Origin of the sequence: Nonomuraea sp. WAC 01424 (genome assembly GCF_003947315.1) — a bacterium.
GTDB classification, from domain to species: domain Bacteria; phylum Actinomycetota; class Actinomycetes; order Streptosporangiales; family Streptosporangiaceae; genus Nonomuraea; species Nonomuraea spiralis.
This window is the reverse complement of record NZ_QHHZ01000001.1, coordinates 1,020,260-1,045,722: the sequence shown is the minus strand read 5'-3', so window position 1 is coordinate 1,045,722 and position 25,463 is coordinate 1,020,260. Positions and strand designations below refer to the sequence as shown.

Below are 25,463 nucleotides of genomic sequence, written 5' to 3'. Positions count from 1 at the left end.
TCAAGCCGGGCATCCGGCGTCTACCCTCCGCGTGTGGGCATTCGAATCGTCATCGCCGACGACCAGGCGATGGTCAGGGCCGGGCTGCGCATGGTCGTCGAGAGCGACCCCGGCATGGAGGTCGTCGGCGAGGCCGGCGACGGGCGCGAGGCCATCGCGGTGGCCCGGCGCACGAGACCGGACATCGTCCTCATGGACATCTCCATGCCCCGGCTCGACGGGCTGGCGGCGGCCAAGGAACTGCTCGACACGCCGTCGCCGCCCAAGGTCATCACGCTGACCACGTTCGACACCGACGAGAACCTCTACGCCGCGCTGCGCGCCGGCACCAGCGGGTTCCTGCTGAAGGTGTCGCCGCCCGAGCAGCTCCTGGAGGCGATCAGGGTGGTGCACGCCGGTGACGCGCTGCTCGACCCGGCCGTGACCAGCCGGGTCATCGCCACCTTCGCCGGGCGCGCCGACCCCACGCCCTCGCCCATGCTGGCCGAGCTGACGCCGCGCGAGCTGGAGGTGCTGCGGCTGCTGGCCCGGGGCCTGACGAACGCCGAGATCGCCAGGGACCTGTACGTCGGCGAGGCCACGGTCAAGACGCACGTGGCCAGAGTGCTGATGAAACTGTGCCTGCGCGACCGGGCCCAGGCGGTCGTCTTCGCCTACGAATCAGGGGTTGTGCGTCCAGGAGCCGCCTGAGGTTTGACGGATAGGGGGGTACCTATGTGTATATTTTCCGTGAAAAGGCGGCAGTAACAGGAGATATTTCATGCCATCGTTCCCCCGGGTGCTGTTCGACGAGGCCCACAGCGAGTCGTGGACCATCCGCCGCGAGGTCGCCGAGACCATCAATCCCGCCCATCCCGACGACAACAGCTACGCGCGCGCCGCCGGCGCGCTGCGCCATCTGGGGCACGAGGTGCTCGCCCACACCGAGGGCGCTCTCACGCGCGAGACGCTGTCCGCTCATGACGTCCTGGTGATCGCCCACCCGTCGGGCGACCGGTGGGAGCGCACCACCGGCCAGGGCAGCCCGGTCTTCGCCGACGCCGAGCTGGACGCGGTCGAGTCGTTCGTGGCCGAGGGCGGCGGGCTCGTGGTGCTGGCCGAGGAGGAGCAGGACAAGTACGGCAACAACCTCGCCGACCTGCTCGCCCGCTTCGGCGTCGGCGTCGGCCACACCACCGTGCGCGACCCGAGGAACGCCCATCGCGAGGTCGCCACCTGGGTGCTCGCCGAGCGCGCCACGGGCGACGGCGTGCTGGCCGGAGTGCAGCGGGCCTGCTTCTACCGCTCCGGCGTGCTGACCGCGCCCGAGCATGGAACGGTCCTGTTCGCCACCTCGGCCACCGCCGACCCGGCGGGCGCGCCGCTGGCCGTCGTGCTGCGGCGCGGCAAGGGCCGGGTCGTCGTGTTCGCCGACTCCGACCTGTTCGGCGACGACTCGATCGAGGACTACGACCACCGCACCCTGTGGGGCAACGTGGTCACCTGGGCCGCCCGCGTCCCCGGCGGCGACGAGGCCGCCGGAACCCGGGACGAGGCCAAGGCCGCCCTGTTCGCCCGGCTCAAGGCGGCCGTGGAGGAGCTGCGGCCGCTGCAGGTCAAGGACGGCTCGGTGCCGGAGGAGAAGGAGCGGGCCAAGGCGCTGGTGGCCGAGATCGGCCGCTGCGTGGGCGAGATTTCGCCCTATTTCGCCCACGACGCCGCGTACCTCCAGGCCGTCCAGGACGACCTGGCCGCGTGGGTCGAGCAGGACCTCGGCGTGCCCGACTTCCTGGACGCCCTGAACCTCTTCCACCCCGACACCCAGCGCGTGGACGGCCTGGAGCACGTCGTCGTGTTCCCCATGTACACCCAGAACGGCAACCTCACCCGCAACATCGAGGCCGTCTGGATCCGGACGATCTGGCCCGACTGGCTGGCCCGGCTGGAGGCGGGCGGCTACGACAACCCGATGTTCGTGCCGATCGCGTTCGAGGACTTCACCTCCGGCTACGAGACCCACTCGGCCGTGCTGTTCCCCGAGACGGTCGCCGTCCGGACGACGCCCGAGCGCTTCACCTGGGGCGGCATCTTCGCCGACCGCGAGTCGGCCAGGTTCCGCCGGGTCTCGGCGGCCGCCGCCGCCACGCTGCGCCTCGACCTGCCGCCGGACGCCGCCCGGCTGCTGGACTCCCAGCAGCTCGCCCAGGACACGTTCGTGTTGTGGGACCTGATCCACGACCGTACGCACAGCCACGGCGACCTGCCGTTCGACCCGTTCATGATCAAGCAGCGGATGCCGTACTGGCTGTACTCGCTGGAGGAGCTGCGCTGCGACCTGACCGCGTTCGGCGAGGCCGTTGAGCTGGAGGGCAAGGGCGTCCCGCACGCCCGGTACGTGCAGCTCGCGATCCTGTTCGACCGGCTGTTCCGGTTCCCGGTCACCGGTGACCGGGTGCGCAACTACGACGGGCTCGGCGGCCAGCTGCTCTTCGCCTACCTGCACCGCAACGACATCGTGCGCTGGACCGACAACCGCCTCACGATCGACTGGCAGCGCGTCGCCGACGGCGTGGCCGACCTGCGGGGCGAGGTCGAGAAGTTGTACCGCGACAGCATCGACCGGTCCAAGCTGGCCCACTGGCTGGCCGCGCACGAGCTGGTCGGCGCGTACGTCCCGCCGGCCCCCGGCTCGGTGTGGGCCAAGGGCGTCCAGGCGCTGCCGGAGGAGCAGAAGGCCAAGGTGGACGCGGTGCTGCCGGACGAGTTCCCGCTCAGCATGTTCTACGAGGCCCTGCGCCGTAAGCTGACGGACGTGGTCGATTCGACTAAGGGGATCCGCGCATGATCATCCTGGTGACGGGGGCCGGCGGCCCCACCGGAGAGGCCGTCTCCGAGCACTTCCGCAAGCAGGGGCACACCGTGATCGGTGTCGACAAGCAGGACGTCGATCTGCTCGACCGGGCGGCCGTACAGGACCTGGCCGCGCGGATCGACGCCGAGCACGGCCGTGTGGACGGTGTGGTCCACCTGGTCGGCGGCTGGCGCGGCTCGCGCACCTTCGCCGAGACCCGCCTGGAGGACTGGGACGACCTGCACGACCTGCTGATCCGTACGCTCCAGCACGTGTCGCTGGCCTTCGAGCCGCTGCTGCGCAAGAGCGACAACGGCCGGTTCGTGATCGTCTCGGCCAAGGCCGCCGAGCGCCCCACCGCGGGCGGCGCGGCCTACGCGGCGGCCAAGGCGGCCTCGGAGGCGTGGACGCTCTCCCTGGCCGACGCGCTGTCGGACACCGACGCGGCGGCGGTCATCCTGGTGGTGAAGGCCCTGGTCAACGACGCGATGCGGGCCGCGAAGCCCGAGGCGAGGTTCGCCGGTTTCACCGACGTCGGCGACCTGGCCGAGGCGATCGCCGGTCTCTACGACCGTCCCGCCGCAGACATCAACGGCACCCGATTGGACCTCACTTCTTGATCCCCCGGCACGACCCCCAGCTCAAGGCGTTCGCCAGCGACAACTACGCCGGCGTGCACCCCGAGATCCTCCAGGCCATCGTCCAGGCCAACGGCGGTCACCAGATCGCCTATGGCGACGACGTCTACACCGAGGCGCTGAGCCAGGTCTTCCAGCGGCACTTCGGCGACTCGGCGCAGGTCTGGCCGGTCTTCAACGGCACGGCGGCGAACGTCGTCTCGCTGCGCTCGATGACCGCCCACTGGGAGGCGGTCATCTGCGCGGAGAGCGCCCACATCCACACCGACGAGGGCGGCGCCCCCGAGGTGGCGGGCGGCATCAAGCTGCTCACCGTGCCCACGCCCGACGGCAAGCTCACCCCCGAGCTGATCGACCGCCAGGCGTGGGGCTTCGGGGACGTGCACCGGGCCCAGCCCAAGGTGGTGTCCATCTCCAACACCACCGAGTGGGGCACCCTCTACACGCCCGAGGAGATCGCGGCGATCTGCGCCCACGCGCACGATCTCGGCCTGCTCGTCCACCTCGACGGTTCGCGCCTGACCAACGCGGCCGCCGCGCTGGACGTCCCCATGCGGGCGCTGACCACCGACGCGGGGGTCGACGTGCTCTCCTTCGGCGGCACCAAGATCGGCCTGCTGTACGGAGAGGCCGTCGTGGTGCTCAACCCGTCGGCGGCCACCGGCGTCGACTACATCCGCAAGACGTTCATGCAGTTGTCGTCCAAGATGCGGTTCGTCTCGGCCCAGTTCGAGGCGCTGCTGTCGGGCGACCTGTGGTTGCGCAACGCGCGGCAGGCCAACGCCATGGGACGGCGGCTGGCCGAGGCCGTGTCGCGCATCCCCGGCGTCACGCTGCCCCGGCCCGTGGAGGCCAACGCGGTCTTCGCGATCCTGCCCAAGGACGTGACCGAGCGGCTGCAGAAACGCTTCCGCTTCTACACCTGGAACGAGGCGACCGGCGAGGTGCGCTGGATGTGCGCCTTCGACACCACCGAGGCGGACGTGGACGCGTTCGCGGCGGCGGTCGCCGAGGAGATGCGGGCCTGACCCCAGGTCAGCGGGCGTGCCGCTCCGCCTGGGTGGCCAGGCGGGCGGCCTGCCAGCCGCCCATCCCGTGCACGGCGGGCCCGGGCGGCGTCGAGGCCGAGCAGAGGAACACCCCCGGCAACGGGGTGCGCCACGGCGCGGGTGACCAGACCGGCCGCCTCAGGAACTGGGCCAGACTGTTGAGCCCGCCGCCGATGTCACCGCCGACCAGGTTGGGGTTGACCGCCTCCAGGTCGGCGGTGGTCATCGTGTGCCTGGCCAGCACCCGGTCACGGAAACCCGGGGCGTGGCGCTCGATCTGGTCCTCGACGGCGTCCGTCATGTCCGCGGTCGAGCCGTTGGGTACGTGGCAGTAGGCCCACAGCGTGTGCCCGCCCCTGGTCGGATCGGCCGCGTACGGCTGCACGGCCAGCACGTACGGGCGCATCGAGTGCCGTCCGGCGGCGACCTCGGCCTCGGCCACGGCGATCTCCTCCAGCGTGCCGCCGAGGTGCACGGTCGCGGCCCGGCCGACCTCCGGGTCACGCCACGGCACCGGCCCGTCGAGCGCCCAGTCCATCTTGAAGACGCCGGGCCCGTAGCGGTAGCGGCTCAGCGCGCGGCGGTACCGGGGAGGCAGGTCGGCCATCGCCAGGAACTGCCGGGGAGTCACGTCGAGCACCACCGTACGGGCGTCGAGCTCGTCGAGCCGCTCCACCCGGTGACCGGTGACCGCCTGGCCGCCCAGCGACCGGAGCTCGGCCACCAGGGCGTCGGCCAGCACCTGGGAGCCGCCTCGTACCAGCGGCCAGCCGACCAGGTGCGCCAGCGCCCCGAGCGCCAGCCCGTAGCCGGCGCTGGTGGGGGAGCGCAGGTCGAGCATCGAGTGCGCGGCCAGCCCGGCGAGCAGCGCCCGGCCCTCCACCGTACGCAGCGCGCCCCGGGCCAGCACCGTGGCCGGCAGCACGGGCCAGGCCCCGAACCTGGCGGCCCGCGCGAACTCGCGCGGCGTGGCCCGCCACGGCCCGAGCGGGCTGAGCAGCAGTTCCATGAGCGGGAACCCGGCCCGCGCCGCCGCCCCGACCGTCGCCTGCCACACCCGGCCGTCCCTGCCCAGCCCCTCGGCCGTACGGGCGGCGTCGCGGTGCAGCAGCACGGCCGGACGGTCGTCGAGCGGATGGGCCAGGGCCACCGGCGGATGGACGAACTCCACCCCTTCGAGGCGGAGCGCCCGGAACGCCGGAGAGGCCAGCGTCATCGCCATCACGGTCGCCCCGAGGTCGTGCACCCGGCCGGGGAGCGTCAGCTCGGCGGAACGCAGCCCGCCGCCGAACCCGGCGCCCGCCTCCAGCAGCAGCACCTCGCGCCCGGCGCGGGCCAGCATGACCGCGGCCATGAGCCCGTTGGGGCCCGATCCCACGACGACGGTCTCGGCCCTTGCGGTGATCACGGCGTCGCGCGGGTCAGGAGGCCAGGATCGACGGGTAGGGCTGCGCGCCGCGCTGCTTGAGCAGGTCGGTCATCAGCTTGATCTCGCCGCTCTGCCCCTGGACGATCTTCTGGGCCATGCTGACCACCTCGTCCCGCTTGGACAGCTTCAGCAGCCCCTCGGCCATCTCCACGCCGCCTTCGTGGTGGCGGATCATGAGCTGGAGGAACAGCACCTCGGCCTGGGCTCCCTGCAGCTCCTTGAGCTTGGCCAGCTCCTGCGGCGAGGCCATGCCCGGCATCGCGCCCGGCGCCGTGGGCGTGGCGCCGTGGCCGTGGCCCGCCATCCACGCCATCGGCCGCTGGTCGGTGGCCTGGTCGAGGTCCCACTGCTGCAACCAGCCCTGGAACATGCCGCGCTGGTTGGACTGCGTGGTGATGATGTCGAAGGCGAGGTTCCTGATCTCTCTCGCCGGGTTCTTGTCGCGGACGACGAACGCCATCTCCACGGCCTGCGCGTGATGCGTGGCCATGTCGCGGGCGAACCCGGCCTCGGGCGAGGAGTCGCCGGGGGTGCCGTCCCTGCCGAACAGCAGGAACGCCGCCGCGACGAGCACCAGCACGGCGCAGACGATCAGAACGGGTTTTCTGGCGGACTTTTCCATGGCCAGTCCAGCGTACCCACCCCCCGCGCAAGCTGTGATCCGACGCTTATGCGCCACTTATTCTCCGCATACGCCCGGAGGGCATAGGGTGACCGGAGTCAGTACGCCGATGGAGGGACGATGACGAAGGAGAAGGCGCAGGCGAGGCGCGAGCATCTGCAGAAGATGCGGGCCGAGCAACAGCGCAAAGCGCGCCGCGCCGCACTGCTCATGTGGGGGACGGGCGGTCTCATCGTCGTGGTCCTCGTCGGCGTGGTCGGCGTCTACCTGGTCAACCAGGCCCGCGTGACCTCTCTCGACGCCGTGACCAGCTACAAGTACGAGGCCGGCCAGCATGTCGCCAAGACGGTGGCGTACAAGGAGAGCCCGCCCGTGGGCGGCGAGCACAACAACTACTGGCAGCAGTGCGCGGTCTACGACAAGCCGATCCACAACGAGCACGCCGTCCACTCGCTGGAGCACGGCGCGGTCTGGATCACCTACCGCGCCGACCTGCCCAAGGCGCAGGTCGACGCGCTGAAGGAAGTGGCGACCTCCACGGGCCAGCAGGACTACATGCTGGTCAGCCCCTACCCCGGGCTGCCCGCGCCGGTGGTCGCCTCCGCGTGGGGCCACCAGCTCAAGCTGCAGGACCCGTCCGACCCGAAGCTGCCGGCCTTCATCAAGAAGTACCAGAACGGCTCCGACACCCCTGAGCCGGGCGCCATCTGCGGCGGCCCGGACGCGATCACCACCACGGCCGACCAGGCCCCGTTGCCGCCCGAGCCGACGGGCAACACGCCGATGGAGACGCTCGCTCCCTCGCCCACCCAGTCCAAGTGATCCCGTAGCACGTCCGAAGGGCCCGGCTCCGGCCGGGCCCTTCGGCGTTCACGTCGTGTTCCGGGCTCAGGCGAGCACCTCCTCCAGCGGCGTCCACTCCAGGTCGTGCGCCTCGGCCACCGGACGGCTGGTCAGGCGTCCCTCGTGGGTGCTCACGCCCGCCGCGAGCGCCGGGTCCGTACGGACCGCCTCCCGCCACCCCTTGGCGGCGACGGCCAGCGCGTACGGCAGCGTCACGTTGGTCAGCGCGAACGTCGAGGTGTGCGGCACCGCCCCCGGCATGTTGGCCACGCAGTAGAAGACCGACTCGTGCACCCGGTACGTCGGCGCGGCGTGCGTGGTCGGCCGGGAGCCCTCGAAGCAGCCGCCCTGGTCGATCGAGATGTCCACCAGCACCGACCCCGGCTTCATCCGCCGGATCAGGTCGTCGGTGACCAGCCTGGGCGCCTTGGCCCCCGGCACCAGGACCGCGCCGATCACCAGGTCGGCCTCCAGCACGGCCTTCTCGATCTCCAGGGTGTTCGACGCGACCGTCTGGCAGTGGCCCTGGTAGATCATGTCGGCCTGGCGGAGCTTGTCGATGTTGCGGTCGAGCAGCAGCACCTCGGCCTGCATGCCGAGCGCGATGGCGGCGGCGTTCATGCCGGACACCCCGGCGCCGATCACGACGACGTTCGCCGCGCGCACCCCGGACACGCCGCCCATGAGCACGCCCCTGCCGCCCTGTGAACGCATCAGGTGGTAGGCGCCCACCTGCGGCGCCAGCCGTCCGGCGACCTCCGACATGGGGGCGAGCAGGGGCAGCGAGCCGTCCCTGTTCTGCACGGTCTCGTACGCGATGGCCGTGACGCCCGAGTCGAGCAGGGCCCTGGTCAGGGCGTTCGAGGCGGCCAGGTGGAGATAGGTGAACAGGACCTGGCCCTTGCGCATCCGGTGGTACTCCTCGGCCACCGGCTCCTTCACCTTCATGATCAGGTCGCCCGCGGCCCACACCTCGTCGGCGTGCGGCACGATGACGGCGCCCGCCGCCGCGTAGTCGTCGTCGGGGATGGCCGAGCCGAGGCCCGCCTCCCGTTCGACGTGGACCTGGTGCCCGTGGCGTACCAGTTCGTGCACGCCCGCCGGGGTGAGTGCGACACGGTATTCGCTGTTCTTGACCTCGCGGGGAACTCCGACCTTCATGGGGTCATCCCTCGTTCGCGTGGAAAGTTGCCGACAACCTGCCTTCTCATTTCCATTCTTCCTCCGATCTCACGGAAAGGTGATGATTCTTCGGCTGATTACCCCGGTTCCGTCCGTCCTCGATAGGCTCACCGGCAGCCCGAACGTGAGGATGGGGTCTCGACGATGGACAAGCCGGTAGAGGCGCCGCCCGCGGAGCCGGGAGAGCCGGAGGAGCCGAAGGCCAGCCGCCTCACCACCGTCGTGCTCACCGTCTCGCTCGTGCTCGTCGTCGCCGTGGCGGGCGTGCTCGGCACGGTCGCCGTCCTGATGACCAAGAGCCCGGACAGCCCGCTGCTCGGCGGCGCGCCGCCGACGCGCCTGGCCGTGCCCATCCACTTCGCGCCGGTCAAGGAGACCAAGACCGCGCCCTGTCCGGGCGACCCGGCCGTGCTCGACGAGGGGCAGACCACCTGTTACCTCCTGGAGGACGGCGTCACGGTCGGTGCCGTGCAGCGGATCGAGCCGGTACGGGAGAGCGACGGGTCGTACTCGGTACGCGTCGCCGTCGCGCCCGCCTTCAAGGACCGGCTCGTCCGGCTCATCGACGAGTTGCAGCCCGCGCAGCGGCAGGTCGCGGTCGTACTGGCGCCCGAGGGCGAGCAGACGCCCAAGACGGTCCTGGCCGCGCCGGTCGTCACGCAGGGCATGGACGGCGACAGCATGAGCATCGCGGGCTTCACCAAGGAGGAGGCCGACGCGCTGGTGACCCGCATGCTCGGCGCGTCCCCGTCGCAGCCCGCCCCGACCGGTCCCGCCCAGTCCGACCCCGCCCAGTCCGATCCCGCCCAGCCGCCGACCCAGCAGCAGCAGCCGCCCGCCACCACGACCCAGCCGGACGGCACGACAACGGGCACCACCGGCACGACGGGCACGACCGGGACCACCGGCACGACCGGGACCACCGGCACGACCGGGACCACCGGGACCACCGGGACCACCAACGGGGTCGCGCGCGTGCCCGACAAGCGCTACGCGAGCTGCAAGGAGGCCCAGGCCGCCGGCGACGGCCCCTACACACGCGGACGGCATGAGGAGTACTCCTGGTATCCCGACCTCGACCAGAACGGCGTGGCCTGCAACAGCGGTGACATCCGCTAACCGAACAAGCTCTCGAGCGCGTTGATCCCGAAGTACGCCAGGAAGATCAACGACACGATCCACAGCAGCCAGGGGATCTCGGCGAACTGCCCCCGGGCCGCCTTGATCAGCGTGTAGGCGATCACCCCGGCCCCCACCCCGTTCGTGATCGAGTACGTGAACGGCATCAGCGCGATCGTCAGGAACGCCGGGATGGCCAGGTCGATGTCGGCCCAGGGCACGTTCTTGGACTGGGTCATCATCAGCGCCCCGACCAGCACCAGCGCGGGCAGCGCGGCCGCCGCCGGCACCACCGCGGCGATCGGCGTGAACAGCAGCGTCAGCCCGAGCAGCGCCCCGGTCACGACACTGGCCAGACCGGTACGCGCCCCCTCGCCGACACCGGCGGCCGACTCGACGAACACGGTGTTGGCCGAGGCGCTGACCGAGCCACCGACCATGCCCGCCACGCCGTCGACGGTCAGGATGCGGCCCAGCCGCGGCACCCGTCCCAGCCGGTCCACCAGGCCGGCCTCGTCGCTGACGCCGATGATCGTGCCCATGGCGTCGAAGAACCCCGACAACACCAGCGTGAACAGCACCACGGTCGCGGTCAGCGCGCCCGCCGTGACGAACCCGCCGAACAGGTCGAACTGCCCCACCAGCCCGAACCTCGGCGCCGAGATCAGCGACTCGGGCATACGCGGCGCGACCACGCCCCACGACTCGGGCTTGATGGGCACCAGCGAGTTGACCACGACGGCCAGGACGGCGGTGACCGCGATGCTGATGAGGATGGCGGCCGGGGTCCTGCGCACGTACAGGACGATCATCAGGAGCAGGCCGAAGCAGAAGAGCGTGACCGGCCAGCCCGTGAGGTGGCCGGTCGCGCCGAGCTGTACGGGCGTGCCGGTGCCCGAGGCGACGAACCCGGCGTCGACCAGGCCGATCAGGGCGATGAACAGGCCGATCCCGACGCTGATCGCGTGCTTGAGCGCCAGCGGGATCGCGTTCATGATCAGGGTGCGCAGGCCGGTCACGGCCAGGATGATGATGACCGCGCCCTCCAGCACGACCAGGCCCATCGCCTGGGCCCAGGTCATGTGCGGCGCGGCCTGGTAGGCGACCACCGCGTTCAGGCCGAGCCCGGCGGCCAGGGCGAAGGGCGCGTTGCCGATGAACGCCATGAGCAGCGTGGAGATCGCGGCCGCCAGCGCGGTCGAGGTGGTCAGCTCGGAGATCGACAGCCGGGCGCCGGTGACGTCCTTCGCGCCGGCCAGGATGATCGGGTTGAGCAGGATGATGTAGGCCATCGCCATGAAAGTGGTCAGGCCGCCGCGGACCTCGCGTCCGACGGTCGTCCCCCGCCCGGTCAGCTCGAAGAGTCTGTCGAGCACCACACGATCCCCCTCGTCATGACCGAGGGGAGTGCGGGTCACCTACCCGGCGGGGGACAAGATCACGCCTTCTCGTGCCGCCCGTGGCCGAGCAGGCCGACGAACTCCTCCAGGCCGATCCGGCCGTCGCCGTCGGTGTCGGCGGATGTGATGAACGCCTCGATCTCGTCCTCCGAGGCGCCGTGCACCCCCAGAGCCTCGTTGGCCTGCCTGATCTCGGCCGCGGTCAGCAGACCGTCGCCGTCGGTGTCGAAGCGACTGAACTCCGCCTCGGCGGCTTCACGACCGCTTGCCATCGGATACCTCCCCGTGATTGGACAAGGCGATATCTTCCGGCCTGATCGGAACGCGAGTCAACCGGAGACCCGTGGCGGCGCGTACGGCGGCGGCGACGGCGGGCGTGGAGGAGAGCGTGGGAGGCTCGCCGGCGCCGCGGAGGCCGTACGGCGCGAACGGATCCGGATTTTCCAGGATTTTCAGCTGCATGGGCGGCATGTCGAGCATGGTGGGAATCAGGTAGTCGGTGAACGACGGGTTCAGCACCCGGCCGTCGCGTACCTGGATCTCCTCCATGAGCGCCAGGCCGAGCCCCTGCGCCGAGCCGCCGTGGATCTGGCCCTCCAGCGCCTGCGGGTTCAGGATCCGGCCCACGTCCTGCACCGCCGCGAGTTCCACGACCTTGACCAGCCCCAGCTCGGTGTCCACGTCCACCACCGCGCGGTGCACGCACAGCGCGAGCTGCGTGTGCGAGTCGCCCTGCCCGCTCACGGGATCCATCGGAAACGTCGGCCGGTGCCGGTACTCGCGGGTCTCCTCGATCGGCCCGAACCTGGCCAGCGCCTCCCGAGGCGGCAACCCCTTGAACCGCTCGCGCACCGCCTCGCAGGCCGCCTTCACCGCGCCGCCCGTCACGTAGGACTGCCGCGAGGCCGACGACGAGCCCGCCGAGCCGACGGAGGTGTCGGCGGTCGCCACGGTCACGTCCTCGATGCCCAGCTCGGTACGCGCGATCTGGCCCTGGACGGTGATCAGCCCCTGGCCCATCTCGGCCGCGGCGGTGTGCACGGTGACGTGCGGCTCGTCGCCCACCAGCTCGGCCCGCACCCTGGCCGTCGAGTAGTCGTCGAAGCCCTCGGAGAAGCAGATGTTCTTGAGGCCGACGCCGTAGCCGACGCCGCGCCGCACCGACTCGCCGTGCGTGGTCTGGGAGACGCCGCCCGGCAGCGCCCGCAGGTCCGCCTCCGTACGAGGGCCGGGCAGCGGCATGGCCTCCAGGTCGCGCAGCATGTCCGCCAGCGGCGCGGGGGAGTCGATCACCTGGCCGGTGGCCAGCGCGGAGCCCTGCGAGACCGCGTTGCGCACCCGGATCTCGACCGGCGACAACCCGCACGCCTCGGCCAGCCGGTCCATCTGCGACTCGTAGGCGTAACACGCCTGCACCGCCCCGAACCCGCGCATCGCACCGCACGGCGGATTGTTGGTGTAGACGCCCACGGCGTCGATCCGCACGTTCGGCACCTCGTACGGCCCCGCCCCCAGCGAGGCCGCGTTGCCCACCACGGCGGGGGAGGAGGAGCAGTACGCGCCGCCGTCCAGCAGGATGTCGGCCTTGACGTAGACCAGGCGGCCGTCGCGCGTCGCGCCGTGCTCGTAGCGCATCCTGGCCGGATGGCGGTGCACGTGCCCGAAGAACGACTCCTCCCGCCCGTACACGATCTTGACGGGGCGGTTCAGGCGCAACGCCAGCATGCACGCGTGCACCTGCATCGACAGGTCCTCGCGGGCGCCGAACGCGCCGCCCACGCCCGACAGCGTCAGCCGTACCTTCTCCGGCGGCAGGCCCAGGCAGGGGGCGAGCTGGTCGCGGTCCACGTGCAGCCATTGGGTGGCGATGAACAGGTCCACGCCGCCGTCCTCGGCCGGCACCGCGAGGCCCGACTCCGGGCCGAGGAACGCCTGGTCCTGCATGCCGACCTCGTACTCGCCGGTGACGACGACCTCCGCCTCGAAGGTGTCCCCCTTGCGCACCGGCTGGCGCCTGACGAACTCCCGCGACTCGCGCGGATCGGTCACCGCCGGGCGCGGCTCGTACTCGACCACGACGGCCGCCGCCGCCCGGCGCGCGGTCTCCGGATGGTCGGCGGCCACCAGCGCCACCTGGCCGCCCTGGTGGCGGACCTGGTCGATGGCCAGCACGGGCTGGTCCTTGTGGTCGAGCCCGTAGAACTTCTCGCCGGGCACGTCCTCGTGCGTCAGCACGGCCAGCACGCCGGGCATCCGCAGCGCCGGGCCCACGTCGATCGAACGGATCCAGGCCGACGGGTGCGGGCTGCGCAGCGTCACGCCCCACACCATGCCGTCGAGCCACAGGTCGGAGGCGTAGGCGAACTCGCCGGTCACCTTCAGCGTCGCGTCCGGTCGCCGCGCGCTCGCGCCGACCCCCGCGGACCTGGTGGAATGGGCGGTCTCCGTCATCCTCCGAGTAGAGCACCGGCCGGGCCCGGCCTCCTATGCCCGTGACGTGAAATCCCGGTCATACCTTGACACACCGGCCTTGTATATTCCTCCAAGTGCGTATCAGTGACCTGCTGGCGATCGAGGAGCTGGGTCTCAGGCTGCTGGCCGGCGACCCCGATCGCGAGTTCGGCAGCGTCTGCGTCACCGACCTGCCCGAGCCGGGGCGCTACCTGTCCGGCGGCGAGCTGGTGCTGACCGGGCTGATGTGGCGCCACACCGCCGCCGACTCCGCCCGCTTCGTGACCGCCCTGGTCGAGGCCGGGGTCTCCGCGCTCGGCGCCGGCGAGGCCCGACTCGGGCACGTGCCGGGCGACCTCGTCGCGGCCTGCCGCCGGGCCGGGCTGCCGCTGGTCGAGGTGCCGGTCGAGGTCTCCTTCCGTACGCTGGCCGAGCTGGTCGCGCCCCGGCTGTCCGGTGACGCGCGCGACGCGCTCGGGCGGCACCGCAGGCTCGTGGCGGCCCTGGCCGAGGGCGCCGACCTGCGCGAGCTGTTCGAGCTGACCGCCGCCGAGCTGGGCGTCACGGGCGCCGTCCTGTCCGCGTCCGGCGAGGTCATCGTCGGTACGGCCGCCCGACCGGCGCGGCTGGCCGAGGCGTACCTGACCGCGTCCCGGCTGCCCGTGCTCGCCGAGGGCGTCACGCTCTTCGCCGTCGGCCGCGGGCACCGGGCGGCCGGCTGGGTCCTCGCCTGCGACGGCGACCTGCTCGGCCGCGCCGACCTCGGCTACGAGCTGGCCGCCTGCGTGGCACTCGAACGAGGCCGCCTGGAGGAGGGCCGCCGGGTCGAGCGCCGCCTGGCCGGGCAGCTCGTCGCCGCCGCCCTCGCCGGGGCCGACGCGGCCGAGCTCAACGCCCGGCTCCGCACGTGCGGCCTCGACGCCGCCGAGCCGTACGCGGTGCTCGACGCCACCGCCGCATCCCACGGCACCTCCCCCGGTGGGGCCGGGGTGCTCGGGGGGCAGGTCGTGGAGGAGCTGCTCGGGCGGGAGACGGTCGCGGCCGTCCGCGGCGAGGGCGCGGTGGCCGTGGTCCCGCTGCGCGGGCGTACCGCCGGCGAGCTGGCCGCGCGGCTGCGCGCCGGGGCCGCCGTACTGGCCGCGCTGCCCGGTACCCGCGTGGCCGTCGGCCTGAGCGGCGCGCTGACCGGCGCCGCCGCGCTCAAGGGCGGCGTGGAGGAGGCCGGGCACGCCAGGAGGCTGGCCGAGGCCCGCGACGGCGGCGTGGTCACCAGCGACGAGATCTACACCCACGCCCTGCTGCTGGCCACGGTCCCGGGCGACGTACGCCGCTCCTTCACCGACCGCCTGCTGTCCCCCCTGCTGTCCTACGACCGCGGCCACCAGTCCGACCTGGTCCGCACCCTCGACGTCTTCCTCGACTGCTCAGGCTCCTGGCACGCCTGCGCCGAACGGCTCCACGTGCACGTCAACACCGTCCGCTACCGCATCCGCCGGATCGAGGAGCTGACCGGCCGCGACCTGTCGGCGATGGCCGACCGCGTCGACTTCTTCCTCGCCCTGCGCGACACCACCCCACCCGCCTGACCTCACCCCTCCGGCCCCGCCGCCCCCATCGCCTCCCGCTCCTCTGCGACACGCTCCAGCCAGGACGCGCTGTCCAGGGCCCGCGCCAGCGACTCCGCCTCGGCCAGGCGTTCCGCCGCCGCCGTCCGCCGCGCCAGCAGCCGGTTGGCCCGGGCGAGCTGGATCAGGCACTGCACCTGCATGAGCTTCGTGCCGCCCGCCACGGCGCGGCCCAGCGCCCGTTCGAGCTGGGCGAGGCCGGCCTCCAGGTCACCGCGGTCGAGCTGGAGGGCGCCGAGCGCGTGACGCATGTGCCCTTCGAGCGCGGCGTCACCGGCCCGCCCGGCCATCGCCGCGGCCTCCTCCAGAGCGGCCGCCGCCTCACCGAGACGTCCCATCTGCCGGTGGGCGTTGCCGATCTGCAGAAGGGCGTACCGCTCGCCGACCTCGGAGGAGATCTCCCTGGCGATCTCCCGCTGGGCCAGCGCGTGTTCGAGGGCCCGGTCGTACCTCTGCGCCTTGGCGTACGTGGCGGCCAGGTTGCCGTGGGCCCGCTGCTCGTCGAAGCGGTCGTTCAGCCGTCTGGCCAGGGTCAGGTGCCGGTCGACGTGCTCCAGCGCCGCGGTGAGGTCGCCCTTGAAGTACTCGCCGACCCCGGCCTGGCTGTGGGCGTGCATGGCGGTCTCGTCATCGGCGAGGCGCTCGGCCACCGACAGCGCCCGGTTCCCGATGGAGATCAGGTCGGCGACCCGGTAGGCCTTCTGCTGGGGCCAGAGCATCGCCAGGCCGAGGGCGGCCCCCGTACGCGCGAGGTCGTCGTCCGGGTCGGCCATGGCCTGCGCCGCGGCGGCCAGCAAGGTGGGCTCCTCCTGCTCGATCCAGGCGTTCGCCTCGTCGGCGTCCCGGAAGGCCCGGCCCGGCTCGGCCACCGGGAGGTGCGTCGGGTGAACCCGGTTGGGGTCCGCGGTGCGGGCGGCCGACCGCAAGCCGGCCGCGTAGTAGCCGAACAGCCGCAGCAGCGGGGCCTTGCGGCCCTCGGCGGGGACCAGCTCCCCGGCGAACACCCGGACGAGGTCGTGCAGCTGGAAGCGACCACGAACGTCCCGTTCGAGAAGGTGGGCGTCGCTGAGGCGGTCCAGCGCGCACCCGGCCTCCCGCTCGACGGCGTGGTCGCTGTGCGTGAGATGGCTCCAGCTCGCCGCCAGTCCCGACCGGACCGCGAGATCGCCCGCCTCCAGCTCGTGCAACCGGGTCCGTTCGTCGGCGAGCCTTCCGGCCAGTTCGCCGACGGTCCAGTCCGGGCGGTCGGCCAGGCGGTTGCACGCAGTCGTCGCCCGCCGTGAAGGACTCCCTGCTGGTCACGAGCACGCTCACGCCCAGCGGCGTGCCGAGGAACGGCCTGATCTGCGTCAGGCCGGCCGCGTCGTCCAGAAGCACCAGCAGCCTTCTGCCGTGCAGTCTGCTCCGCCACATCGCCGCCGCCTCGTCCACGTCGACGGGGATGTCCTCGTTCGAGGTGCCGATGCCGCGCAGCAGCCGTCCGGCGATCTCGTGAGCCGGCAGCGGCGCGACGCCCGGAGTGCCGCCGCGCAGGGCGATGGCGAGCTGCCCGTCCGGGAAGCGGTCCTCGACCGCGTGCCCCACGTGCACGGCGAGCGCCGACTTGCCCACACCCGGCGGCCCCGATACGGCGACGACCGGGTGAGGTGGCCCCGCCTCCGGCGCCAGCAACGATCTCAGCCGGGCGACCTCCTCGGACCGGCCGACGAATCCGATGAGATCGCGCGGCAACTGCCGGGGCACGGAGGTGGTGGCGGATGGGGGCTCCTCGGCGCCGCCGGACAGGACCACCCTGTGCGCCGCGCGCAGGCCCTCGCCGGGCAGGACACCGAGCTCTTCGTCCAGGGTGCGTCTGGCTCTCTCGTAGGCCAGCAGCGCCTCCGCCTGGCGGTCGGCGCCGTGCAGGGCCAGGACGAGCAGTTCGTGAAGGTGCTCCCGCAGTGGATGGCGTCCGACGAGGTCCTGCAGGGCGGTGATGGCCTCGCGCTGCCGGCCGAGACGGAGCAGGGTCTCGGCGCGGGCCTCGGTGGCGCTCAGGAACAGCTGCTCCAGCCGGGAGCGCTCGGCCTCGGCGAACGGGCCGGCCAGGCCGCTCAGGGCCACGCCGCGCCACAGGGACAGTGCCTGCTCCAGCACGCGCAGGGCGTCGTCGCCACGGCCGGGATCGAGGAGGCGCGCCTCCTCCACCAGCTCCGTGAACAGGCAGGAGTCCACCTGGCGGGGCGCGAGCAGCAGCCGGTACCCGCCCGCCTCCCCGACGAGGACCGTCGAACGCCGGCCGGGCTCGCGACCCGGTTCCAGCGCGCGCCGCAGCCCGGCCACGTACGTGTAGACGCTCTGCTCGGCGCTGGGCGGCGCGTCGTCCCCCCACAGCCCTTCCACGAGCCGGCCCTTGGTCACGACGCGGCCCGGGGGAGAGGCGAGCATCGCGACGACCGCGCGCTGCCGGGCGGCGCCGAGGTCGATCTCCGCGTCGCCGAGCACGCCGGTCACCGGGCCGAGCAGGCGGATGCCGATGCCGTCGATCACCCGCGCCTCGCACGGGCCTCGTGCACGGCGGCCTGCTCTTCCCTGGCCTCCGTCTCCCACTCCGCCAGCCCGTCCGCGCCGGCCACCGCCTCGGTGACGTGGGCGAGCGCCAGATCGAGCTTGCCCATGGCCCGGTACGTGCGCGACAGCCCGACCAGGTCGCGCAGCCGTCCCACCCGGTAGCCGGCCCGCTCGATCAGCTCCAGGGCGATGAGGTAGTGGGGCAGGGCGTGCTCCGGCTCGCCCAGATCCAGGTGCACCCGGCCGAGAACCGCGCGCAGCTGCGCCTGGTGCGTCCTGTCGTCCGCCTCCTCGGCCTCGGCCAGGCCCAGGGCCAGGATCTTGCGGGCCTCCTGCGGCCGGCCGAGTGCCTGGTGGGCCTCGCCGATGATGAGCATGGCGTACCGGGCGCCGACCCGGGCGCCGATCAGGTCGGCGATCGCGAGCTGCTGTTCGGCGAAGACGATCGCCTGCTCGTACTGGTCGCCGTTGAAGTACGCGTTGGCGAGGTTGCCCAGCGCGCGCTGCTCGGAGAAGGTGTCGCCGAGCCGCCTGGCGATGGCCAGCCCCGCCCGCAGGTGCTCGACGGCCTCCTCGATCCGCCCCCGCATGCGCAGGGCGTTGGCGAGCAGACCTTGGGCGTGCATCGTGTTCTCCACGTCGCCGAGCCGTTCGCACACGGCCAGGGCCATCGAGCTGAGCTCGATCATCTCCAGCGTCCGGTAGCTGCGCTGGTAGGGCCATTCCAGGGCGAGCGTGAGCGCCACGCCCATCGCCGCGACGTCGTCGTCCTCGGCGGCGAGCGCCTGGCGGGCCGCGGCCGTCAGGACGCCCTCCTCCTCCAGCAGCCAGGCCGTCGCCTCCTCCTGTCCGGCCACCATGTGCACGGCCGACTCGGGAGCGGTGCCGCGCTGGGCGCGGTGCGGATCGAGCACGCCGCTGGCCAGGCGCGTGGAGGCCGCGAAGTACGCGAGCGCGCGCAGCACCGGCTTCTTGGCGTCGCCGGGCCGCTGCTCGCCCGCGAACAGCCGGACGAGGTCGTGGAGCTGGTAGCGGCCCGGCCGGGGGCGGTCGAGCAGGTGCGCGTCGGTCAGCCGTTCGAGGGCCAGGTCGGCGTCCGCGGGGTCGGCGGCGAGCAGCGCCGCGGCCGCCTCGGCGGTGATCTCGGGCACGTGCAGCAGGCCCAGCAGGGACAGCGTGCGGGCGGCCAGCCGGTCGAGGGGGCGGGAGCTGCGTTCGAGTGCGGTGAAACCGGCCGCCAGGCTGGAGCGTACGGCCAGGTCCCCGGCCACGAGCTCGTGCAGGCGCCGCCGTTCGTCGCCCAGCCGGCCGGCCATGGTGGCGACGCTCCAGTCGGGGCGGCCGGCCAGGCGGGCCCCCGCGATGCGCAGCGCCAGGGGCAGGCCCTCGCAGAGCCGTACGAGCTCGGCGGTGTCGCCGGCGCCGGCCCGTACGCGCTCCTCCCCGGCCAGCCCGGCCAGCATCGCGGCCGACTCGGCGGGGGACATCCGGCCGAGTTCGAGCTGGTAGGAGTCCTCCCCCCAGGTCATGGTCTCGCGGCTGGTGACCAGCAGCGCGGTGCCGAAGGGCGTGGACAGCAGCGGGCGGATCTGGGTCAGGTCGGCGGCGTCGTCCAGCAGGACGAGGACCTTGCGGCCGTGCAGGAGGCTGCGCCACATCGCCGCGGCCTCGTCCGGGTCGGCGGGTACGGCGTCGGCCGCCACGCCCAGCCCGCGCAGGAACCGGCCGAGCACGTCGAGCGCGGTCAGCGCGGGCAGCTCAGGCGTCGCGCCGCGGCAGTTGACGAAGAGCTGGCCGTCGGGGAAACGGTCCTGGACCAGGTGGGCGACCTGGGCGGCCAGCGTGGACTTCCCGACGCCCGGCGGCCCTGAGACGATCACCAGCGGGGTCGGCGGGCTTCCGTCGTCCGGGGCCAGCCGCCTGGCCAGCTCGTCCAGCTCGCACGACCGGCCGACGAACCCCGCCAGGTGGCGCGGGAGCTGGTGGGGCACCCCGTCCCCCCGCCACGGCGCAGGCTCGCCGCGCAGCACCAGCTCGTGGCACCTGCGCAGGCCCTCGCCCGGCGCCAGGCCCAGCTCCTCCAGGAGCAGCAGCCGGCCCTCCTCGTAGACCTCCAGCGCCTCGGCCTGGCGGCCCGACCGGTAGAGGGCCAGCATCAGCAGTTCGCGGGTGCGCTCGCGCAGCGGGTGGCGGGCGGCCAGGTCACGCAGGTCCTCGGTGATCTCGTGGTGACGGCCCAGGTGCAGCAGGCTCTCCGAACGCTGCTCCAGGGCCGTCAGCCGTAACAGCTCAAGACGGGAGCGTTCCCGCTCGGCGAACGGGCCGGTCAGGCCGCTCAGCGCGGGGCCGCGCCACAGCGCCAGGGCCTCGTCCAGCAGGCGTACGGCCCGGCGGTCGTCGCCGTCGCCCCGGCGCTCCCGGGCTTCGTCGAGCCGCGTGGCGAAGCACAGGGAGTCGACCTGCGCGGGCCCGACATGTAAGACGTATCCGGCGCCCGTGCCGGATAACCACCGCGACGGGGCGCGCCGCCCGCGGTCGGGCTCGAAGGCGCGGCGCAGGCCGGCGACGTAGGTGTAGACGCTCTGCTCGGCGTTGCGCGGCGGCTCGTCGCCCCACATCCCGTCGACGAGCTGGCTCATGGGTACGGCCAGGGCGGCGGCCGAGGCGAGGATGGCGAGAGTGGCCCGCTGCCGGGCCGGGCCGAGATCGAGGGGCTGGAAGCCGCGTTCGGCGTGAACGTCGCCGAGAAGGCGAATGTAGATGTCGTCGCTCACGCGTCCTCCCCGGTACGGCCCTACGTCCCCCTCACGAAGGCAGCGTAATCAGAATCTTGTGGCGGTAAAGCGGTCAGACGACTGTAGATCGAATGTAGACGGCGTCAGGTAGGCTCTGGCCAGATGTCGGAAGAGGGGGCACATCGACGGGGTGAGGACGTCATGTCCTCGTTATGTGACTTATACCTTTGATGGCTTGGTGCGGTTCAAGTCTCAGAGGTGCGCGATGCACCCCCTCTTGGTGAAGTCAGCCGGTCAGCAGCAGTGCGCCATGTCCTGGCCTGAATAGAGTGCAGACGTGTCGGCGTTCGCCGCCGTAACATTGCCTGCGAGAGTCACCGCTGCGATGAGCACGGTGGCTAGCGCAGACAGGGCAATACGCATGCGCATGGGGGTTCTCCCTCGCCTGTGTGGGGTTGCTCGGACTTCATCATCTCAGGGAGCAACGACTGTGACCACATCTGACCTGGTCGGACTCCGTATCAAGACCGTTCGTCGGCAGCGTGGCCTGTCACAGGCACAGCTGGCGCACCCCGAGTTGTCGGACAGCTACGTCTCCTTGATCGAGAGTGGCAAGCGTACCCCGACACCTGCGGTCCTGGAGCTGCTGGCGCAGAAACTCGACTGTTCGCTGTCCTATCTGATCAACGGCGTGACCGCCGAGCAGATGGAGGACATCGAGCTGGCGCTCGGCTACGCGCGTCTGGCGCTCGAGAACGGTGAGGTCGCCGAGGCCCGCACGCGCTACACCGAGCTGCTGGCGAACAACAACCTGACAGGCTTGACGGCTCTTCGTCAAGACACCGAATTCGGCCTCGCGCTCGCCACTCAGGCCAGCGGCGACCTCGACGGCGCCATCGCCATCCTGCTGCGGCTGCGCGAGGAGGAGCTGTCGACCGAGCGCCGGATCGAGATCGCCATCAACCTGTGCCGCAGCTACCGGGAGAGCGAGCGGCTCACGGAGGCGGTCGAGGTCGCCGAGCGGATACTCAACGCCACGACGCGACCCGTCTGGAACGACCTGCTCGTGGAGCTCGGCGGCAGCCTGCTGGCGGCGTACATGGAGCGCGGCGACCTGCTGCGCGCCCGCCAGTTCGCGGCCGAGCTGCTGAACGCCGCCGACGCCCTCGGCACGCCGCGCTCGATCGTGGCCGCCAACTGGATGGCCTCGAACACGGCGGCCATGACCGGCCACACCGAGGAGGCGCTGTCCTTCTCCGAGCGGGCCATGGCCGTGCAGCTGGAGCACGGGCAGCCGCGCAGCATCGCGATCATGCGCCTCGCGCTCACGCAGAAGCGGCTCAAGGCCCGCCCGCACGAGGCGGCCGCCGCCCGTGACGTGCTGCGCCAGGCCGTCGTCGAGCACGAGCAGACCTCGACCAGCCCCATCGAGCGCGCCCGCGTCCGGATCGAGCTCGGCGTCGCCGAGGCCATGACCGGCAACCTGGACGAGGCCGTCAAGCAGGCCCAGGCGGGCAAGGACCTGCTGCCCTACCCGGGATCGGCCCTCGGCGCCGAGGCCGACCTGCTGCTCAGCAGGGTCTACGGCGGGGTCGGCCGGATGGAGGAGGCCCGCGCCCATGTGGGCCCCGTGCGCGACTGGCTGGCGCCGCTGCCCGACTCCCGGCGTTCGGCGTCCACCTGGTACGCCACCGCCGAGACGATGGACCAGCTGGGCGATTCCGACGGCGCCGTGGACGCCTACCAGCGGGCTCTCGCCTGCGCGGGGCTGTAGCGAGGTCAGGACCGGGCGGTGGCGTCGGTAGCCTTGGTGGTGCCATGAAGAGTTCCCCGCTCGCGGCACTCACCGCGATTCTCGCCGCCCTGTTCGTGCTCGGCACCGCCACCCCGGCGCTGGCCCACGACTCACTCAAGAGCAGCGACCCGGCCAAGGGCGCCGAGGTCGAGGCTCTCGACGAGGTCAGGCTGGAGTTCACCGCCAAGGTGCGCATGCCGTTCGTCATCGTCCGGGGCGCGGGCGAGGCCGTCTTTCAGGAGGGCAAGCCCGAGGTCGACGGCGCGGTCGTGCGGCAGGCGGTCAAGGGGCCGCTGCCGGGCGGGAAGTACACCATCGCCTACCGGGTCGTCTCCTCCGACGGCCACCCGCTCGAGGGGGAGATCCCCTTCACGGTGAAGGCGGCCGCGGCGCCCTCGCCGAGCGCGTCGGCCACCGACCCGGCTTCGGCCGCCCCGGCGACGGCCGCCTCGTCCGATCCTGCGGCCACTCCCGCCGCGGCCGAGGCCGACCTGGCGTCGGCGGCGCGGGTCGGCTTTCCCACGTGGCTGATCATCGGGATCGGGGCGCTGGTCGGCATCGGCATCGGGTTCCTGTTCAGCGCGCGGAAGAAGAAGCCATGAGCAGAACGGCGCGTCTCGCGCTCGCGGGTGGGGCGGCCGCGGTCGTCGCCCTGGTGATCGGCATGATCGCCGGCGGCAGGGCCTTCCCCCGGATCATCCCCGGGCTGCCCGACGCCGGAGCGGTCGTCAGGTGGGGCCTGCCGGTGTCCAAGCTGCTCATGGACGTCACGGGTGTGCTCACCGTCGGCCTGCTGCTGGCGGCGGCGCTGCTGCTGCCCAACGACAAGGGCATGCTCGGCAAGGCGGGCCTGCTCTACGTCAGGTCCGCCTCATGGACCGCGCTCGGGTGGGCCGGATCTGCGTTCCTGGCCATCGTGTTCACCACGGCCGACTCCTGGGGCCGCACTGTGCCCCAGATCCTCAACCGGGAATACCTGACCAGCACCGCCACCCAGACCACCCAGGGTGTGGCGCTCACGCTCGTGGTGCTGTTCGGAGTGGCCATCGCGCTGTTCTCGCGCGGGGCCATCACCGCCGGGGCCGCGGCCGGCCTGCTGGTGTTCGCGCTGGTGACGATGTTGCCGCCGCCGCTGACCGGCCACACCTCCTCCTCGCCCAACCACGACCTGGCCACCTCGGCGGTGTCGCTGCACCTGCTCGCGCTCGCCCTGTGGGTGGGCGGCCTGGTGGTGCTGGCGGTGCACGCGATGCGCGGGCAACCGCAGCTCAACGTGGCCGCCGCCCGGTTCTCCACGATGGCGGTGTGGTGCTTCGTCGCCGTCGGCCTGTCCGGCGTGTTCAGCCTGGTCGCCCGCCTCGGCGCGCTGTCCGACCTCTGGACCACCCAGTACGGCCTGCTGGCCCTGGCCAAGATCGTCGCCTTCGTGCTGCTCGGCTACGTCGGCTACTGGCACCGCCAGCGCACGCTGGTCGACCTGGAGGCGGGCAAGCCCAGGGCGTTCACCCGGCTGGCCGGCGGTGAGACGCTGCTCATGCTGGCCACCGTCGGGCTGGCCGTCGCGCTGTCGCGTACACCGCCGCCCGAGTTCAGCGTGCCCGCCGACCGGGCGTTCGAGCTGCTCGGCTTCCCCGTCCCGCCGGAGCTCACGATCGCGAACGTGTTCTCCCTGTGGTGGTTCGACCTGTTCTTCGGCGCGGTGGCCGCCGTGCTCGCCGGGCTCTACGGCGCCGGCGTCTACCGGCTGATGCGGCGCGGCGACGCCTGGCCGTGGGGGCGCACCGCCGCCTGGTTCATCGGGATCGCGCTGCTGGTGTTCTCCACCCAGAGCGGCCTGGCCCGCTACGCCAAGGTCATGTTCGACGTGCACATGATCGAGCACATGACGCTCTCCATGATCGTGCCGATCTTCCTGGTCCTCGGCGGCCCGGTAACGCTGGCGCTGCGGGCGCTCAAGCCGGCGGCCCGGCGCGGTGACCGGGGCGCGCGGGAGTGGATCACGACGATCCTGCACAGCCGGGCGGTCAAGGTCCTGTCCCACCCGGTCGTGGCGACGGCCATCTTCATCGCCTCGACGTACGCCCTGTACTTCACGCCGCTGTTCGAGTCGGCCATGCAGGAGCACCTCGGGCACATCTGGATGACGCTGCACTTCCTGCTCAGCGGCTCCCTGTTCTTCTGGGTGATCATCGGCGTCGACCCGGGGCCGAGCAGGCTCCCGTACGTCGGGCGGCTGCTGATGCTCTTCGTCACCATGCCCTTCCACGCCTTCTTCGGCATCGCGCTGATGATGACCGGCTCGGTGATCGCCTCCGGCTGGTACGAACAGCTCGGCCGTACGTGGGGCGACAACCTGCTGCAGACCCAGCAGGACGGCGGGGCCATCGCGTGGGGCTTCGGTGAGATCCCCACGCTGCTCGTGCTGCTGGCCATCGCGTTCCAGTGGTACCGCGACGACGAACGGCAGGCCAGGCGCACCGACCGCAAGGCCGAACGCGCCGCCGGCGACACCGAACTCGACTCCTACAACGCCTATCTCGCCCGTCTCAACCGCGCTGACAAGGGCGAGTAGCGGTTCGGCCAGGGCACCCTATCTTCCGACTCCAGGTTTCAGAAGCGCCGGGTAGCCTGTCTCACAGGGGAGAAGGGCATAACCTCATCAGCAGCGTCGGCGAACCTTGAGGGGGGATCGCGCGACGCGGTGCGGGGCGCCGGCGTGGGGACCGGCGCAGGCCCCGGGGTGCCGAGGAAGGCGAGAACCATTGTCGGAAGAGACACGCATGCGCGGGGGGCAGAGCCTGGCCGAGGCGCTCGAAAGCCTTCTGGCGCAGTGGTCGGAGCAGACGGGGATCGCGGTCGAGACGTGGGCGCTGCCCGGGACCGACGTGCCGTCGAGGGTGTCGGGCGGCGTCATGGAGACGATGCGCGAGGCGCTGTCCAACGTCGAGCGGCACAGCCGGGCCAAGACCGTATCGGTCGCCGTGACCACGGGCCCGAGCGGCCTGCGGCTGACGGTCAGCGACGACGGCCAGGGCTTGCCCGACGGGCGCACGGGGCGCGGGATCGCCCGGATGCGGGCCGCCTTCGCCGAGCTCGGCGGCAGCCTGTCGGTCAAGGGTGCGCCCGGCGAGGGCACCACGGTGAGCGGAGTGATCCCCAGGCGACGATGACCGTCCAGGGCCCGCCGCGCCCGGG

Annotated in this window: 20 protein-coding genes and 1 pseudogene; 12 read left to right on the top strand and 9 right to left on the bottom strand. The window is 72.2% G+C overall.

Translation table 11 applies throughout. The features are described from left to right. Positions 1-33 precede the first annotated feature (33 nt). The 4 genes from DMB42_RS04955 (at position 34) to DMB42_RS04940 (ending at position 4,496) form a co-directional block, all read left to right on the top strand. Positions 34-690, top strand: coding sequence for a response regulator transcription factor (locus DMB42_RS04955; RefSeq protein WP_125630960.1), 657 nt, complete (start codon positions 34-36; stop codon positions 688-690). A gap of 70 nt (positions 691-760) precedes the next feature. Further along, positions 761-2,824, top strand: a complete 2,064-nt coding sequence (locus tag DMB42_RS04950) for a DUF6421 family protein (protein WP_125630958.1) — start codon at positions 761-763, stop codon at positions 2,822-2,824. After that, on the top strand, positions 2,821-3,450 hold the full coding sequence (locus DMB42_RS04945) for an SDR family NAD(P)-dependent oxidoreductase (RefSeq protein ID WP_185844457.1): 630 nt from the start codon (positions 2,821-2,823) through the stop codon (positions 3,448-3,450). The genes DMB42_RS04950 and DMB42_RS04945 overlap by 4 nt, the downstream gene beginning before the upstream one ends. Beyond that, a complete protein-coding gene (locus tag DMB42_RS04940; RefSeq protein ID WP_125630956.1) occupies positions 3,447-4,496 on the top strand; it encodes a low specificity L-threonine aldolase in 1,050 nt (349 codons plus the stop codon). The genes DMB42_RS04945 and DMB42_RS04940 overlap by 4 nt, the downstream gene beginning before the upstream one ends. Before the next feature lie 7 nt (positions 4,497-4,503). Here DMB42_RS04940 and DMB42_RS04935 read toward each other — a convergent pair whose 3' ends face one another. Both DMB42_RS04935 and DMB42_RS04930 read right to left on the bottom strand, forming a co-directional pair. Further along, the gene (locus DMB42_RS04935) at positions 4,504-5,925 is read right to left on the bottom strand and encodes an NAD(P)/FAD-dependent oxidoreductase (RefSeq protein ID WP_260477485.1); all 1,422 of its coding nucleotides are present in this window, start codon (positions 5,923-5,925) and stop codon (positions 4,504-4,506) included. Positions 5,926-5,938: 13 nt separating this feature from the next. After that, positions 5,939-6,568, bottom strand: coding sequence for a DUF305 domain-containing protein (locus tag DMB42_RS04930; RefSeq protein ID WP_125630954.1), 630 nt, complete (start codon positions 6,566-6,568; stop codon positions 5,939-5,941). A gap of 120 nt (positions 6,569-6,688) precedes the next feature. On the opposite strand from DMB42_RS04930, the gene DMB42_RS04925 reads away from it, so the two are divergent. Further along, positions 6,689-7,390: a DUF3105 domain-containing protein gene (locus DMB42_RS04925; protein ID WP_125630953.1), complete on the top strand. Its 702-nt coding sequence runs from the start codon at positions 6,689-6,691 to the stop codon at positions 7,388-7,390. 66 nt (positions 7,391-7,456) lie between these two features. Here the strand turns inward: DMB42_RS04925 and ald are convergent, their stop codons facing one another. Then, on the bottom strand, positions 7,457-8,572 hold the full coding sequence (gene ald / locus DMB42_RS04920; RefSeq protein WP_125630951.1) for an alanine dehydrogenase: 1,116 nt from the start codon (positions 8,570-8,572) through the stop codon (positions 7,457-7,459). Between the two features lie 165 nt (positions 8,573-8,737). Here ald and DMB42_RS04915 point away from each other — a divergent pair, with 165 nt between their 5' ends. Further along, a complete protein-coding gene (locus DMB42_RS04915) occupies positions 8,738-9,712 on the top strand; it encodes an excalibur calcium-binding domain-containing protein (RefSeq protein WP_125630949.1) in 975 nt (324 codons plus the stop codon). On the opposite strand, the gene DMB42_RS04910 is transcribed toward DMB42_RS04915, so the two are convergent. From DMB42_RS04910 to DMB42_RS04900, 3 genes are all read right to left on the bottom strand, one after another. Beyond that, complete coding sequence (locus DMB42_RS04910; RefSeq protein WP_125630947.1) at positions 9,709-11,088, bottom strand: NCS2 family permease; 1,380 nt, start codon at positions 11,086-11,088, stop codon at positions 9,709-9,711. The genes DMB42_RS04915 and DMB42_RS04910 overlap by 4 nt on opposite strands. A gap of 62 nt (positions 11,089-11,150) precedes the next feature. After that, on the bottom strand, positions 11,151-11,384 hold the full coding sequence (locus DMB42_RS04905) for an EF-hand domain-containing protein (RefSeq protein ID WP_125630945.1): 234 nt from the start codon (positions 11,382-11,384) through the stop codon (positions 11,151-11,153). Beyond that, positions 11,368-13,563 carry a molybdopterin cofactor-binding domain-containing protein gene (locus tag DMB42_RS04900; protein ID WP_125630943.1) on the bottom strand — a complete coding sequence of 732 codons (2,196 nt, stop codon included), beginning with the start codon at positions 13,561-13,563 and terminating at the stop codon, positions 11,368-11,370. The genes DMB42_RS04905 and DMB42_RS04900 overlap by 17 nt, the downstream gene beginning before the upstream one ends. Positions 13,564-13,658: 95 nt before the next feature. Here DMB42_RS04900 and DMB42_RS04895 point away from each other — a divergent pair, with 95 nt between their 5' ends. Further along, complete coding sequence (locus tag DMB42_RS04895; RefSeq protein ID WP_125630941.1) at positions 13,659-15,149, top strand: PucR family transcriptional regulator ligand-binding domain-containing protein; 1,491 nt, start codon at positions 13,659-13,661, stop codon at positions 15,147-15,149. Positions 15,150-15,151: 2 nt separating this feature from the next. On the opposite strand, the gene DMB42_RS54775 is transcribed toward DMB42_RS04895, so the two are convergent. Beyond that, a complete protein-coding gene (locus DMB42_RS54775; RefSeq protein WP_260477484.1) occupies positions 15,152-16,375 on the bottom strand; it encodes a hypothetical protein in 1,224 nt (407 codons plus the stop codon). A gap of 92 nt (positions 16,376-16,467) precedes the next feature. On the opposite strand from DMB42_RS54775, the gene DMB42_RS54770 reads away from it, so the two are divergent. Continuing rightward, complete coding sequence (locus tag DMB42_RS54770) at positions 16,468-16,683, top strand: hypothetical protein (RefSeq protein WP_260477483.1); 216 nt, start codon at positions 16,468-16,470, stop codon at positions 16,681-16,683. A 17-nt stretch (positions 16,684-16,700) separates the two neighbouring features. Here the strand turns inward: DMB42_RS54770 and DMB42_RS56295 are convergent. After that, positions 16,701-17,615: pseudogene (locus DMB42_RS56295) on the bottom strand (BTAD domain-containing putative transcriptional regulator); the annotation flags it as partial. Between the two features lie 98 nt (positions 17,616-17,713). Further along, positions 17,714-20,512 carry a BTAD domain-containing putative transcriptional regulator gene (locus DMB42_RS04885; protein WP_125630938.1) on the bottom strand — a complete coding sequence of 933 codons (2,799 nt, stop codon included), beginning with the start codon at positions 20,510-20,512 and terminating at the stop codon, positions 17,714-17,716. Positions 20,513-20,963: 451 nt separating this feature from the next. On the opposite strand from DMB42_RS04885, the gene DMB42_RS04880 reads away from it, so the two are divergent. The 4 genes from DMB42_RS04880 to DMB42_RS04865 all read left to right on the top strand — a co-directional run bounded on the left by DMB42_RS04880 (position 20,964) and on the right by DMB42_RS04865 (position 25,438). Further along, positions 20,964-22,247 carry a helix-turn-helix domain-containing protein gene (locus DMB42_RS04880; RefSeq protein ID WP_229824063.1) on the top strand — a complete coding sequence of 428 codons (1,284 nt, stop codon included), beginning with the start codon at positions 20,964-20,966 and terminating at the stop codon, positions 22,245-22,247. A 44-nt stretch (positions 22,248-22,291) separates the two neighbouring features. After that, positions 22,292-22,870 (top strand): copper resistance CopC family protein, encoded by a 579-nt coding sequence (locus tag DMB42_RS04875; RefSeq protein ID WP_125630934.1) that lies wholly within the window; start codon positions 22,292-22,294, stop codon positions 22,868-22,870. Further along, a complete protein-coding gene (locus tag DMB42_RS04870; protein WP_125630932.1) occupies positions 22,867-24,840 on the top strand; it encodes a cytochrome c oxidase assembly protein in 1,974 nt (657 codons plus the stop codon). The genes DMB42_RS04875 and DMB42_RS04870 overlap by 4 nt, the downstream gene beginning before the upstream one ends. A 208-nt stretch (positions 24,841-25,048) precedes the next feature. After that, a complete protein-coding gene (locus DMB42_RS04865) occupies positions 25,049-25,438 on the top strand; it encodes a sensor histidine kinase (RefSeq protein ID WP_125630930.1) in 390 nt (129 codons plus the stop codon). The last annotated feature ends 25 nt before the right edge of the window (positions 25,439-25,463 follow it).

Excerpts from the sequence above, each read along its gene's own strand:
- DMB42_RS04865 (WP_125630930.1), top strand. The coding sequence starts at position 25,049 with ATGCGCGGGGGGCAGAGCCTGGCCGAGGCGCTCGAAAGCCTTCTGGCG.
- DMB42_RS04950 (WP_125630958.1), top strand. The coding sequence starts at position 761 with ATGCCATCGTTCCCCCGGGTGCTGTTCGACGAGGCCCACAGCGAGTCG.
- ald (WP_125630951.1), bottom strand. The coding sequence starts at position 8,572 with ATGAAGGTCGGAGTTCCCCGCGAGGTCAAGAACAGCGAATACCGTGTC.
- DMB42_RS04930 (WP_125630954.1), bottom strand. The coding sequence starts at position 6,568 with ATGGAAAAGTCCGCCAGAAAACCCGTTCTGATCGTCTGCGCCGTGCTG.
- DMB42_RS04915 (WP_125630949.1), top strand. The coding sequence starts at position 8,738 with ATGGACAAGCCGGTAGAGGCGCCGCCCGCGGAGCCGGGAGAGCCGGAG.
- DMB42_RS04870 (WP_125630932.1), top strand. The coding sequence starts at position 22,867 with ATGAGCAGAACGGCGCGTCTCGCGCTCGCGGGTGGGGCGGCCGCGGTC.
- DMB42_RS04905 (WP_125630945.1), bottom strand. The coding sequence starts at position 11,384 with ATGGCAAGCGGTCGTGAAGCCGCCGAGGCGGAGTTCAGTCGCTTCGAC.
- DMB42_RS04925 (WP_125630953.1), top strand. The coding sequence starts at position 6,689 with ATGACGAAGGAGAAGGCGCAGGCGAGGCGCGAGCATCTGCAGAAGATG.
- DMB42_RS04900 (WP_125630943.1), bottom strand. The coding sequence starts at position 13,563 with ATGACGGAGACCGCCCATTCCACCAGGTCCGCGGGGGTCGGCGCGAGC.
- DMB42_RS04875 (WP_125630934.1), top strand. The coding sequence starts at position 22,292 with ATGAAGAGTTCCCCGCTCGCGGCACTCACCGCGATTCTCGCCGCCCTG.
- DMB42_RS04945 (WP_185844457.1), top strand. The coding sequence starts at position 2,821 with ATGATCATCCTGGTGACGGGGGCCGGCGGCCCCACCGGAGAGGCCGTC.